The 12,001-nt window shown below is 55.0% G+C and carries 13 protein-coding genes, 1 tRNA gene and 1 rRNA gene; 6 read left to right on the forward strand and 9 right to left on the reverse strand.

Features of this window, described 5'->3' with window-relative positions; all coding sequences use genetic code 11:
- Window positions 1–343 precede the first annotated feature (343 nt).
- The 5 genes from IEY11_RS14240 to IEY11_RS14260 all read left to right on the forward strand — a co-directional run bounded on the left by IEY11_RS14240 (window position 344) and on the right by IEY11_RS14260 (window position 2,583).
- On the forward strand, window positions 344–535 hold the full coding sequence (locus IEY11_RS14240; protein ID WP_158578385.1) for an RNA polymerase sigma factor: 192 nt from the start codon (window positions 344–346) through the stop codon (window positions 533–535).
- Window positions 528–1,127, forward strand: coding sequence for a hypothetical protein (locus IEY11_RS14245; protein ID WP_188886871.1), 600 nt, complete (start codon window positions 528–530; stop codon window positions 1,125–1,127). Before IEY11_RS14240 ends, IEY11_RS14245 begins: the two co-directional genes overlap by 8 nt.
- A gap of 128 nt (window positions 1,128–1,255) precedes the next feature.
- Window positions 1,256–1,816 carry an NAD(P)H-dependent oxidoreductase gene (locus IEY11_RS14250; RefSeq protein WP_118730284.1) on the forward strand — a complete coding sequence of 187 codons (561 nt, stop codon included), beginning with the start codon at window positions 1,256–1,258 and terminating at the stop codon, window positions 1,814–1,816.
- A complete protein-coding gene (locus tag IEY11_RS14255; protein ID WP_165815537.1) occupies window positions 1,813–1,986 on the forward strand; it encodes a DUF6472 family protein in 174 nt (57 codons plus the stop codon). The genes IEY11_RS14250 and IEY11_RS14255 overlap by 4 nt, the downstream gene beginning before the upstream one ends.
- 15 nt (window positions 1,987–2,001) lie before the next feature.
- Entirely contained in the window at window positions 2,002–2,583 is a 582-nt protein-coding gene (locus tag IEY11_RS14260) for a sugar O-acetyltransferase (protein WP_118730283.1), read from the forward strand.
- A gap of 144 nt (window positions 2,584–2,727) precedes the next feature.
- On the opposite strand, the gene IEY11_RS14265 is transcribed toward IEY11_RS14260, so the two are convergent.
- From IEY11_RS14265 to IEY11_RS14280, 4 genes are all read right to left on the reverse strand, one after another.
- Window positions 2,728–3,339, reverse strand: coding sequence for a hypothetical protein (locus tag IEY11_RS14265; protein WP_188886872.1), 612 nt, complete (start codon window positions 3,337–3,339; stop codon window positions 2,728–2,730).
- A gap of 233 nt (window positions 3,340–3,572) precedes the next feature.
- Window positions 3,573–4,622 carry an alginate O-acetyltransferase AlgX-related protein gene (locus IEY11_RS14270; RefSeq protein WP_188886873.1) on the reverse strand — a complete coding sequence of 350 codons (1,050 nt, stop codon included), beginning with the start codon at window positions 4,620–4,622 and terminating at the stop codon, window positions 3,573–3,575.
- 8 nt (window positions 4,623–4,630) lie between these two features.
- The gene (locus tag IEY11_RS14275; protein WP_188886874.1) at window positions 4,631–6,007 is read right to left on the reverse strand and encodes an MBOAT family O-acyltransferase; all 1,377 of its coding nucleotides are present in this window, start codon (window positions 6,005–6,007) and stop codon (window positions 4,631–4,633) included.
- Between the two features lie 38 nt (window positions 6,008–6,045).
- Window positions 6,046–6,957, reverse strand: a complete 912-nt coding sequence (locus IEY11_RS14280; RefSeq protein WP_188886875.1) for a DMT family transporter — start codon at window positions 6,955–6,957, stop codon at window positions 6,046–6,048.
- A gap of 135 nt (window positions 6,958–7,092) precedes the next feature.
- On the opposite strand from IEY11_RS14280, the gene IEY11_RS14285 reads away from it, so the two are divergent.
- A complete protein-coding gene (locus IEY11_RS14285) occupies window positions 7,093–7,263 on the forward strand; it encodes a hypothetical protein (RefSeq protein WP_158575305.1) in 171 nt (56 codons plus the stop codon).
- A gap of 590 nt (window positions 7,264–7,853) precedes the next feature.
- Here the strand turns inward: IEY11_RS14285 and IEY11_RS14290 are convergent.
- The 5 genes from IEY11_RS14290 to IEY11_RS14310 form a co-directional block, all read right to left on the reverse strand.
- Window positions 7,854–9,038: a pyridoxal phosphate-dependent aminotransferase gene (locus tag IEY11_RS14290; RefSeq protein ID WP_188886876.1), complete on the reverse strand. Its 1,185-nt coding sequence runs from the start codon at window positions 9,036–9,038 to the stop codon at window positions 7,854–7,856.
- 259 nt (window positions 9,039–9,297) lie between these two features.
- Window positions 9,298–10,002: a hypothetical protein gene (locus IEY11_RS14295; RefSeq protein WP_188886877.1), complete on the reverse strand. Its 705-nt coding sequence runs from the start codon at window positions 10,000–10,002 to the stop codon at window positions 9,298–9,300.
- Window positions 9,995–11,518 (reverse strand): DUF1538 domain-containing protein, encoded by a 1,524-nt coding sequence (locus tag IEY11_RS14300; RefSeq protein ID WP_188886878.1) that lies wholly within the window; start codon window positions 11,516–11,518, stop codon window positions 9,995–9,997. The genes IEY11_RS14295 and IEY11_RS14300 overlap by 8 nt, the downstream gene beginning before the upstream one ends.
- 126 nt (window positions 11,519–11,644) lie before the next feature.
- Window positions 11,645–11,761 (reverse strand): 5S ribosomal RNA (gene rrf / locus IEY11_RS14305).
- Window positions 11,762–11,898: 137 nt separating this feature from the next.
- Window positions 11,899–11,973 (reverse strand) — tRNA-Glu (locus IEY11_RS14310).
- Between the last annotated feature and the right edge of the window lie 28 nt (window positions 11,974–12,001).

Here is a 12,001-nt window from a genome sequence, read left to right on the forward strand (position 1 = left end):
GTCCAACGAGGAGAATATCAAGAAGGCCGCTGAGGTTACCAAGGCACATGTTGCGAAGTACTGGGCTGACTGATTTCACAGAGTGAAGATTTAAGAGTGGAGAGTGAAGAACTTTCCACTCTTTTTCTGTATACCCGCAAAAGAGAAAGAGTGGAGAAAATCACCACTCTTCACTCTTTTATAAGGTGCTGCTGACTACCGCCGCGACCTCTGTCTCACTGATTCCCTGCTCCGTGTTGCCATCAACCTGAGCAAAAACAAGCTGAATTCGGCGTGGTTCAAGCACACGAACGCACTCGAGGAAAGCTATCCGTGCGATGAGTTAGACAGTAACCTCGCCTTTGTGTGGGATGCTGTGCGTGCTCTGCCGCCCAAGTACCGCGAACCCATTCATCCGTTCTACCATGAAGGGTATTCTGCCGCGGAAATCGCACGCATTCTCGGACAGAAGGAGAGCACCGTGCGTTCTCTGCTGCACCGCGGACGCAGTATGCTCAAAGAGACACTGAAGGAGGCGTATGATTTCGATGAATAAGTACAACCGTTTGATGGAGCATATCAATCCGTCTTCTGACCTCGAGCAGCGCCTGCATGATGCGCTGGATAAACCGCCGGTGCGCAAACCGCCCGCCTGGAGAAGATACGGAGCGGCTGCAGCTTGTCTGGTACTGATTATCGGCGGCACAGCTGTTACGCAGATGAATCGCACGCCTGCAAATCCGGATGGTGCGGGAAAGGAACCGCCTGTTACAGCCGCTGCGCCGCAGGATTACGACACGACAGACGCGCTTGCCGCTGCGCTCTCCTTCCCGTTTGCGCTGCCGCAGACCTTGCCGGACGGTTATGCGTTCGATTCGGCATCCGATCAGTTCGGCATGGCTGTTGTTGTGTATGCGGACGCAGAAGGACATACACTTAAATACTGCATGGGTAAAGGCGAAGACGCGCTCGAAGGTATGAACCACACCGTTTCCGGCGAGAAACTCGAGGGTACGGACGCACTGCTCTATGCCGAGACAGGTTATACCTCGACCGAGTGGAAGGATAGCCAGTATAGCTACTGCTTTATTGCGGATGAAAATTTCGATACCGCAGTTTGGCAGGCTCTGGTAAACAGCATAAAATAATCTGCTAATTTGTTGAGCTGTACCGCAGGGATGGGTTTCATCCTCACAATAATTTCTAATTACTAATTCCTAATTCCTCATTTTTCTGCTATACTATATAGTTAGGAACAAGAAGAAGGAAGGATACCATGACACTCTACATCAACGCCTGTCCGCGGGAAGAGTCGCGGACGGCACGGCTGGCGCGCGCCTATCTCGCACGCATAAGCGACGTCACTGAGCTGAACATATACGATCAGCCGCTTGTCCCGCTCGACCGTGAACGGCTTGCTCACCGCGAATCGCTCATTGCCGGCGGCAAATGGCACGACCCGATGTTCGATTATGCCCACCAGTTTGCTGATGCCGACGATATCATCATTGCCGCTCCCTACTGGGATCTGGGCTTTCCGGCACAGCTGAAAACCTACATTGAGAACATTTATGTCACCGGCATTGTCAGCGCCTACAACGACCACGGACAGTCGTGCGGCCTGTGCCGCGCCCGCAGTCTGACCTACATCACCACCGCAGGCGGCGCGTACGACCCGCGGTTCAGCTTCGACTATTTGACCGCTATGGCCGAAGAATACTTCGGTATCCGCGAGACCAGACTCATCTATGCGGAGTGTCTCGACATCTGCGGCAACGACCCCGAGGCTATTCTGCAATCCGCAATCGACCAAATCGAAAGGAGCGCTGACCGATGACCGGAACCTGTGACGACTGCGCCTACAACGTCTACGATGATGAAATGGATGAATATGTATGCGAAGCCTATCTGGATGAGGACGAATTTTACCGCCTGATGCAGACCGGCAAAAGCTGTCCGTACTACCGCTCCGGCGATGATTATGAACTGGTACGCCACCAGAATTAAGGAGGAACCCTGACGATGACCGAACTTGAAAAAGCCGCTTCCGGCCTGCTGTACGACGCCAACAGCGACCCTGCGCTGCTCGAAGCGCGTGCGCAGACCAGCGACCTGTGCATGGATTACAATACACTCCGTTCCTCCCAGAAGGAGGAGAAAAACGCCCTTCTGCATACCATTTTAGGCGCCTGTGCGCCCGATATCGTCATTGAGCCGCCGTTTTTTGTCGATTACGGCAGCCATACGCGTGTCGGCCGTGCATTTTATGCAAACCATAACCTTGTGATTCTAGACGCGGCGCCGGTCACCATCGGCGACCATGTGTTCATCGGCCCGAACTGCTGTATCTCGACCGCAGGCCATCCGTTCGATGTTGCACAGCGCAACGCCGGACTGGAATATGCCAAGCCGGTCACCATCGGCAATAACGTCTGGATTGGCATGGGCGTGCAGATTTGCCCGGGCGTCACCATCGGTGATAACGCCGTCATCGGCGCAGGCAGCGTTGTGACGGAGGATATACCGGCAGGTATGCTTGCCATCGGCGTGCCGTGCAAGGCCGTGAAGCAGGTAGCGAATAAACCGCAGCGACGCATTCTCTGATGAATCAGTAATTGGGAATTTTATCTCCCATAGGGCAGACCACCGGTCTGCCCTTTTATTTTACCTCTGCAGAACGCGAAAAAGGGAGGCCACTGGCCTCCCCTGCGAAACATAAAACCGTATCGTCGATTACTAACTGCTAATTTATTGAACTGCTTCGACAGTCTCCGAACCGCCCTCTTTATAGGTATAAACGGTAAACCCGTCATACGTCCAGATGCCGTCCTCACCTTCGCCCATGCAGCTCGGCGAATAGCTCTTGGATGTCGGTGCGCCGAGTGCGCTCTCGAGTGCAGATGCGGACGAGCCGACGTACCCGCTCGCCTGAGAGGCAGTCGGCTTCGCCGGTTCTGCGGGTTTGGTCTCAGCCGGAGCGCTTGCCGCAGGCTTGCTCTGTGCCGGCTTGCTTGCCGGAGCAGATGCCGCCGGTTTGCTCGTCGAGGCAGACGGCTTGCTCGTGCCCGCTGAAGCAGACGGCTTTGCGGTCGTGGTGTTCGTGCTGCTCGTCACCGGCTTGGTTTCGTTGGTTTTATCCTCGGTTTTGCTGTCGGTCGAGGTCTTATCGTCAGTCTCGGTCTCGGTCTTGGCCTCGTCGGATTTCTCCTCAGTCTTCGCTTCGTCCTTCTTATCCTCGGTTTTGCCGGTCTGGACGGTCTGGCTCTCGTCCTTGGTATCGTCCTGTGCGATGTTGCCGCCGCACGCAGCAAGACCAAAGCAGAGCGTTAGTGCCAGCAGCATGGCTGTCAGCTTTTTCATAGAATTTCCTCCATATTGTTTATTTCTCTTGCGGATACTGATTAGACGGATTACGGTTCGGTTTTGTTCCCCAAATCCGGTGAATATCTGAGGCAACACCGCACAATTAAAGCTGCGGCGCTTTGCAGAAATTTTACGTCCTGACTTTGTTGCGGTTTCGCGGTAATACATCAAGTATTACCGCAAAACCGCGTCGCGTCAGTACACAAAATTTACTTGCAAATCGCTCTTGTTCAATCATGCGGTATTGCCTTGAAAATATTCGGCAGATTTCGCTCAACGATCTCGATGATGACCGTATCGCCCTCCTGCACCTGCTCCAGCGGATACGGCATCTGCCGGGTGATGATCGCCTTACGGAAATCCTCCGCAAGAAACGGATGCAGCGCATTGCCGAACGAATCGCGGCACAGCAGCAGACGGCCGTTCGGCGCATTCTCCTGTGTGGTCTGCATGAGGATATCCTCGTCCGAGCGCGGCGGGTTCACATACGAAAACGAGGTCTGATACACCTGCGTTTCCTCCCTTTGCGTGCCTTTCGGGTACAGCATTTGGTAAAGATCGCCGCTGTGGCTCCGCTCGGTCGTATAGTCCGCGTCCGTGAACGCCGTATGCGGCAGACCGAGCGTGTTCATCAGATAATCGTGTGCGAGCGCGGCACCCCGGTTCGTCCAGTGCGAGTCGGTCTTATAATACAGCACGTTTGCGTGTGCGCGAAACACGGAGAACAGGTCGGCATAGTTCACGCCCTCCCGCTCGAGATACGGCAGCACGCGTTCGTAGTTGCCGTCCGCATCCTCGGTCAGGTAGCGCGCAGGCATGTGCTCCGGATAAAGCGAGCTTTTATTCGGCGCAATCGTGAACAGAAAGCGCGCGCCGCGGCTTTCGCAGTAGTCCTGCATGGATTTTACCGTCTGCGCCAGCTGCTGCGCCTCACTCTCGGTCAGCGTTGCGTGATTCTGATAATCATCGAGCGTTTTCGCGTAGTACAGCCAGCCGTCTGTACCGTAAATGACGTCCTCAGCAGGCGAGGTGCACAGCAGCCTGGTCTGCAGGGCGGCATTCGCGGTGACGAGCTCCTGGCGAAAGCCGAAATGGTCGGCAACATAATCAGTCAGGTCGCCGAGAAAGTCTGCGTTCCAGCCGGTCTGCGCGTTCCACAGGCTCGGCTTGGGCGTGAGATGCTCATTGCCTGCCGCCTGCTGCTTGGGCAGCACGAGCATACCCGCTGCCGGAATCAGGCACAGCGACAAAAACGCCGCTGTAAACCATTTATATTTCATATTTCACCTCAAAATCGGAAGTAAATGAACGGATTAAACGAGCCTGCCGCAAGGTACATCATGCACAGCAGCAGTAAACCCAGAGAGCCGATGAACGTCACACTCTCACGTTTCGGCGTATGCTCACGGGCCACAGGCGTACACAGGAGCAGTGCAAGACACAGCGTCAGTGCAAACGCAGGCGTAAATTTTGCCCAGACAGCCGCCGTGCCCAGCCAGTGCAGACCAATACCGGAGAACATCGCGGCATACATGGCGCCAGCCTGCGCCAGCGTGTCCGCACGGAACAGCGTAAAGCCGAGCACGACCACGAGCAGCGTGTACAGCTGTCCGATGCGCTTACCCTTGAGCTTGTCTACCGGAATCGCGCCGCAGTCCTCAAGCACGGAAAACAAGCCGTGCCACAGTCCCCAGAGGACAAACGTCCAGCTCGCGCCGTGCCACAGACCGGTTGCGAAAAATACAAGAAACCGGTTGAGCCACGTCCGCGCATTCCCCTTTCGGTTGCCGCCAAGCGGAATATACAGATAGTCGCGGAACCAGCCGGACAGCGAAATGTGCCAGCGGCGCCAGAACTCCTTGATGGTGGTCGCGGTGTACGGATAATTGAAGTTTTCGCGGAAATGGAAGCCAAACATGCGTCCGAGACCGATAGCCATATCGCTGTAGCCGGAAAAATCGAAGTAGATCTGCAGCGTGTAGCAAATGGCGCCCGTCCATCCTGCCAGCATGCCGATTTCTCCGGCAGGCAGCGCGAACACGGTATCCGCCATCTGACCGAGCGCGTTCGACAGCAGCAGCTTTTTGCTCAGACCGCAGATAAACCGGCGGATGCCGAGTGCGGTCTCCTGCGGAGTGGTGCGGCGGCTGTCGATCTCCTGCTCGACGTCATGGTATTTGACGATCGGCCCGGCGATCAGCTGCGGGAAAAACGCGATGTACAGCAGCACCTTCTTGAACGAGTGCGAGACCATTTGCGGCTCCCGGTACACGTCAATAACGTAGCTTAGCCCTTGGAAGGTGAAGAACGAGATACCGATGGGCAGCGCAATACCGGTCAGCGGCAGACTCAGCCCGCACAGTGCGTTCACTGTGCGGATAGCGAAATCCGCATACTTGAACACGGCGAGCAGCCCTATCCCGCCGATGACCGCGAGTGTGACACCGAGTTTAGCGTACTTTCCTGCGGCCAGCCGTCCGCAGACATAGTTAAGCGCCACCGAGAGCAGCAGCAGCGGCAGGTAATACACCTGTCCGAACGAGTAGAACACCAGACTTGCGAGGAGCAGCCAGGTGTTTTTCGCATCCACGTTCGACAGCCTGCGATCGAGCAGAAACACGATCGGCACAAAGAAAAACAGCGAAATTGCAGAACTAAATACCATAGATTAACCCTTTATGCACCGCAATTCCGTCTGCGGTGTTATTTTTTCGTACTTGCAGAGTTTGCGACCGCAATACCTCCGCTGACCAGCACGAGCGCCGCCAGATTGCGTGCGGTGAAGATATTCTCGCCGAGCACGAGCGCGGAGAACAGCGTGCCGAACACCGGAATCAGGAAGCCGAACAGACTGACCTTTCCGACCGGAAATTTACCCAAAAGCGCCGTCCAGATGGTAAACGCTGCCGCAGACAGCGCGATCATGTAGCCGAGCAGCAACACGCCGCCGAGCGTCACCCGACCGAGTGCGCCTCCGCCAGCCGTACTGACACCCAGCAGAAAACAGCCGCCGATGAGCAGCTGCCAGCCGGTCAGCAGCATGGGATCACGGCCGGGCGTGTAAATGCGCGAGACGAGCGCGCCCGCGCCCGCCGATACCGCACTCAGCAGCACCAGACCGTCACCGGTGAGGTTGAAGCCGTTCAGTCCGCCCAGTCCGAGCGCGAGCACGCCCGCAAAGCCGCAGATGCAGCCAAGCGTTTTCCGTCGGTTGAGCTTGTCATTCGGCAGCAGGCAATGCGCCAGCAGCAGCGCAAAAAACGTCTGCGTGCCGGAGAGCACCGAGCCTTTGGTGCCGGTCGTGCCGCTCAGACCGATGTAGTAGCACACATACTGCAGCATGCTCTGAAACAGGCTGATCGCCAGAATCGGCTTGATTTCGTCCCGTTTGGGCACGATTCGGTGCCCTTTCAGCCGGGTCACGAGCAGCACAAGAATTCCCGCCAGCGCAAACCGCCAGCCGGCGAATACAAGCTGCGAAAACGGCGCGTCAGCCGAAACAGCGAACAGCTCGTACCCGCGCTTGACGCACGGCGCCGCACTGCCCCAGAGAGCGGTGCATAAAATCGCCGGTAAATATAATTGACGTAACAGACTGCGTTTTTGTTCCCCCATTTTGATACTCCCAGACAAAATTTTTATGATTGCTGCTATCAGTATACCATACTTCCCTGCTCTCCTGCAAGAAAGGGAGTTTTATCGGACTTTCTCTGTGGTACACTGTCCTCAGTAAAAAAGAGAGGTGAAGCCATGATCTACACTTGCGACACCAAATGCTGCCACTTTATCTTCTTCGGCAGCGCTGAAACCCGCGTCTGTCCGGATTGCGGCAAGCACAGTATCCGGCCGTCCACGCTCGAGGAACGCGCCGCGTTCTTCCGCCGCCAGATCGAGTTCGCACAGGAGCATCCGACCGGATAAGGCAATACCGCATAATTGAACAAGAGCGATTTACGAGCAAATTTTGCGTACTGATTAGGCGCGGTTTTGCGGTAATACTTTGTGTATTACCGTAAAGCCGGAACGACATCAGGACACAAAATTTCCGTAAAGCGCCGCAGCTTTAATTGTGCGGTGTTGCCTTCATCAAAAGAAAAACCCTTCCGAGGAAGGGTTTCACTTACTGTCTTCAGTTGTCATGTACGGTTACGGCTCCTCGTGTGATGTTTTTTTAATCAGACGATTACTTGCCGCGACGATTGGTACGGTTCATGGTCTTAGCGTTGATGTGTTCGCCTTCCAGTTCTACCATGCGAGCGTTTACCAGTCCATTAAAGAAACTTCTCATACCCATAATCTTTGCACTCCTTTTCAGTGATTCAGGTGATTGTATTTTTGAGATCCTTTCCTGATCTCTGGTATTATAATACACTTTCCCTGAAAAGAATACAAGAGCAAGTTTTTATGAATATCTCACAACTCAACCATTGTTATTTTGTGTAGTTTGCACAGTGCAACTTGACACCTTATACATAATTAACCGAAACCACTTGTGAACTTTACATAATAAATCAGCGATACTCCTTCGCCAGTCGTTCAAACAGCGGCAGCGCACGCTCGATGGTCTCGGTTTTCACACAGTAAGAAATTCGCATATGACCGGGAGCACCGAAATCCGCACCCGGAACGACCAGAAGGTCATATTTCTTTGCGCGTTCACTGAAGGCGCGGTCATCCGCCTCGAGCGTCTGCGGGAACAGATAAAACGCGCCGTCCGGCTTGACACAGTGATACCCCATCGAGGTCAGACCGTTAAAGAGCAGGTCGCGGTTGGTCTGGTAGACCGCAATATCGCTGGTCTGGTCGGCGCAGCGTGCCGCCACGCGCTGGAACATACTCGGCGCACAAACATAACCGAGTGCGCGGCCTGCACCGCAGACAGCGGCATACAGTTCTCTGCTGTCGGCGGCTGCCGGCGGCACGAGTACATAGCCGATACGCTCACCCGGCAGCGACAGCGACTTGGAGTACGAGTAGCAGATAATGGTATCGTCGTAGAAATGCGGTACGAACGGCACCTGCACGCCATCATATACGATCTCACGGTACGGCTCGTCCGAAATGAGGTAAATCGGGTGACCGTATTCCTTCTCCTTGCCGCGCAGCATGTCGGCAAGGCGCTTGATGGTCTGCTCGGAGTACACTGCACCGGACGGGTTGTTCGGCGAGTTGACAACGACCGCCTTGGTGTGCTCATTCAGGCGCTGTTCGAGAGCACCGAAGTCAATCTGAAAATCCGCGATAGACGGCGGCACAATGACGCACTTGGCACCGGCACCGCTTTCGATGAACATTTTATATTCCGGGAAATACGGCGCAAACACAATAATCTCGTCACCCTCGCAGACGATCGCCTTGAACGCACAAGAGAGTGCGGCTGCCGCGCCTGCAGTCAGGTACAGGCTGTCGCCGGTGTAGTCCGTGCCGAAACGCTTGTTAAGGCTGTCCGCCAGTGCGCCTCGCACGTCTGCGGCGCCCTGTGCCGAGGTATAGCCGTGCAGTGCAACCGGATCACCTGCCGCTTCGGCGTAAATCGCCTGACGAACGGCCTCCGGGGCGGGTACGTTCGGATTGCCGATCGAGAAATCGAATACGTTCTCGCGGCCAACGATCGCCGCACGGCTGTTGCCGTACTCGAACAGCTCGCGGATCGTCGAACGGCGGCTGCCTAAATCCATCATGTGCTCATTTATCATGGTTATCTACTCCTGTCAGGGGTTCTCCCTGCGAAAATTACTGCCCTTATTATACCATACTATTTTATCAGAGTGAAGAGTGGAGAGTGCGGAGTGGAGCGCTTTCTTTTACGTTGCGAGGGAGCACACTGTGCTCCCTTGCGGGATAAATTGTGCAGAGCGGAATGGTTCCCGCCGTTTGCCGCCAAATAACACAATAAAAAACGGAGAACAGAAAGCAAACGTCAGACGCCTATTTTCCATTCTCCATTTTCCATTCTCAATCCGCCAAGCCGATGGCTGCCGAAAGCGGCATTGACAGCACAATGCCATGACTGCGGGTCTTCATTCCGACCGCCTGCATCAGCGCCGTCATAACCTGCTGTTTCTCGTTGCTTCGCACCACGAGGAACACGATTTCCTTTTCGGCCTGAATTTCGATACCGAAAAATCGTTTAACCTCATTTTCCGCAATACCGCGCGCTGAAATGACCGTGCCGCCGCGTGCACCGGCCTTGCGCGCCGCATCCATCGCCACGTTGGTATAGCCGCGCTCCATCACAACTGCTACAACGTCAAAACCGTCGTTCTTCTCTGTCTCGTGCATCCGGCTGACCTCCTTTTGCTCCTCGTCTGCAGCGGTCAGCAGTTTGTGCCACCGCAGACCAATGCCTGTAATCGGAATGGTAAACGCGATTCCGCGTCCGGGATATCGCATTTCCAGCTCGCGTCCGAGCCTTTTGAGCAGGCGAACGCCGGTCTGACGGCTGACCATACACATCACAATGGCCTTTGCCGTTTCACCGATACCGAGCAGGTCGAGCATTTCCGTGCGCGCCGTGCCGTGTGCCATGCACACAAAGTCCACCGGCGCCTGTTCCTCACGATAGATACGCAGCACCTTTTCGCCCTGCTCCACGTCAACAACGGCCGCCACGACCTCTACCGCGCTCTGAACCGTCATCTGCGGTCGGTTTTCACTCATGCTCTGCTCCCTCCAAAACGATGATGCTGTCCTCATCCTCTGCGGAAACATCGGACGCATCCTCGCTGTTCTGTTTCTTTTTATAGATGAGACCCAGCACCTGAATGGTAAGCAGTGGGGTCATGGCTACCATAGCTACAATACCGAAGGCGTCAGTCATCACGTTGCCGCCGAGCGCTTCACACGCGCCCATGGCGAACGGCAGCAGGAATGTGGTCGTCATCGGACCGGATGCAACGCCGCCCGAGTCAAATGCGATGCCGGTGAAAATTTTCGGCACGCAGAAAGTCAGTCCCAGTGCGGCAAGATAACCCGGCACCAGTATATAATAGATTGAAATACCTGTCAATACGCGCAGCATAGCCATGCCGACCGAGCAGGCCACGCCGATGGACAGGCTGAGCATCATCGCTCTCTGCGAGATGCCGCCGTTTGTGATGGACTCGACCTGTCGATTGAGCACATGCACGGCCGGCTCCGCAGTTACCAGAAAATAGCCGATAAGCATACCGAGCGGCACCAGCACCCATTCACGTCCGCTCAGCGCCAGCTGCTGTCCAAGATAATGTCCCACGGGCATAAATCCGACGTTTACGCCGGTCAAAAACAGCGACAATCCGGTAAATGTGTACACAAAGCCCACGCCGATCTTGCGCAGCTGCATGGTATGGAATCTGCGGAAAATCAGCTGAAATACCGCGCAGAACAGGATGATTGGCACCAGTGCGGACAAAACCTCGTGTATGTACGCGGGCAGCTCCACCACAAATGTGTGTGCTGCCTGACGGGTATCCTCCACGTCCGGCACGGTCACTGCCGTGTAGCCTGCACCGTTTGTCGGATAGAAAATACCAAGCAGCAGCACCGCCAGTACCGGTCCGATGCTGCACAGCGCAACCAGACCAAAGCTGTCCTCCTGTGCGCCGCTATCGCCTCGGATGGAGGCTAAACCGACACCGAGCGCCATGATGAACGGTACGGTGACCGGTCCGGTGGTCACGCCGCCCGAGTCAAACGCCACAGAAACGAACTCGTTCGGCACGAAAGCCGACAGGATAAACACCACCGCGTAAAACACAATGAGCAGCAGCGACAGACGAATCTTGAACAGTGTACGCAGCATAGCCAGCACGAAAAACAGACCGACGCCGACCGCGACCGTCCAGATCAGCACATTGTTTGGAATGGACGGCACCTGACCGGCCAGAACCTGCAGATCCGGCTCCGCGATCGTGATGAGTATGCCGATGATGAGCGTAATGAGTATCACGATGAACAGATTTTTCGTGCGCGGCAGCTGTGCGCCGATGCCCTCGCCCATAGGCGTCATAGATACGTCCGTGCCGAGTGAAAACAATGCCATGCCGACGATGAGCAGCGCCGCACCGGTTAAAAACAGCACCATCGTGCCGACCGGCATCGGTGTGATCGTCACGCTGAGCAGCAGCACGATGATCGTGATCGGCAGGACAGACGACACCGACTCGCTGATTTTTTCTTTCAGAATTTTGTTCATTCTCGACCCCCTGCTTGCGATAAAACACCATTTTAGGCTATTATATCATATAAGGAGAGGTGAATTCGAGTGAACAGGGAATTCTTAACGAAAACAAAACACCGACTCTTTCGAGTCGGTGTTCGGTATGCGCGATGAGTTATCTTCCCGGGCCGTCGCCAGCCAAGTATTGTCACCGTAAACGAGCTTAACTACTGTGTTCGGAATGGGAACAGGTGTACCCTCGTCACAATAATCACGCACTTACTTTCTTGTGAACAAGAAAGTAAGCAAAGAAAACTTTACCTGCGCTTACGCGCTCTTGTTCAAAAGAAACCTTATTTAGAAACATATTACTATGTTTGCTACTTTGTTATACCGTCAGCACTGTTATAAAAGATTGGTGACCCGTGGGAGAATCGAACTCCCGTTTGCGGCGTGAGAGGCCGCCGTCTTAGCCGCTTGACCAACGGGCCATAACAGTTAGACTTCCGGTATCTCGGT

Source organism: Butyricicoccus faecihominis, assembly GCF_014648015.1.
GTDB lineage: Bacteria > Bacillota > Clostridia > Oscillospirales > Butyricicoccaceae > Agathobaculum > Agathobaculum butyriciproducens.

Bases quoted from the DNA above. Each gene is read 5' to 3' on its own strand.
- IEY11_RS14265 (WP_188886872.1), bottom strand. From the start codon at position 3,339: ATGAAAAAGCTGACAGCCATGCTGCTGGCACTAACGCTCTGCTTTGGT.
- IEY11_RS14290 (WP_188886876.1), bottom strand. From the start codon at position 9,038: ATGATAAATGAGCACATGATGGATTTAGGCAGCCGCCGTTCGACGATC.
- IEY11_RS14280 (WP_188886875.1), bottom strand. From the start codon at position 6,957: ATGGGGGAACAAAAACGCAGTCTGTTACGTCAATTATATTTACCGGCG.
- IEY11_RS14260 (WP_118730283.1), top strand. From the start codon at position 2,002: ATGACCGAACTTGAAAAAGCCGCTTCCGGCCTGCTGTACGACGCCAAC.
- IEY11_RS14285 (WP_158575305.1), top strand. From the start codon at position 7,093: ATGATCTACACTTGCGACACCAAATGCTGCCACTTTATCTTCTTCGGC.
- IEY11_RS14245 (WP_188886871.1), top strand. From the start codon at position 528: ATGAATAAGTACAACCGTTTGATGGAGCATATCAATCCGTCTTCTGAC.
- IEY11_RS14295 (WP_188886877.1), bottom strand. From the start codon at position 10,002: ATGAGTGAAAACCGACCGCAGATGACGGTTCAGAGCGCGGTAGAGGTC.
- IEY11_RS14250 (WP_118730284.1), top strand. From the start codon at position 1,256: ATGACACTCTACATCAACGCCTGTCCGCGGGAAGAGTCGCGGACGGCA.
- IEY11_RS14255 (WP_165815537.1), top strand. From the start codon at position 1,813: ATGACCGGAACCTGTGACGACTGCGCCTACAACGTCTACGATGATGAA.
- IEY11_RS14275 (WP_188886874.1), bottom strand. From the start codon at position 6,007: ATGGTATTTAGTTCTGCAATTTCGCTGTTTTTCTTTGTGCCGATCGTG.
- IEY11_RS14300 (WP_188886878.1), bottom strand. From the start codon at position 11,518: ATGAACAAAATTCTGAAAGAAAAAATCAGCGAGTCGGTGTCGTCTGTC.
- IEY11_RS14270 (WP_188886873.1), bottom strand. From the start codon at position 4,622: ATGAAATATAAATGGTTTACAGCGGCGTTTTTGTCGCTGTGCCTGATT.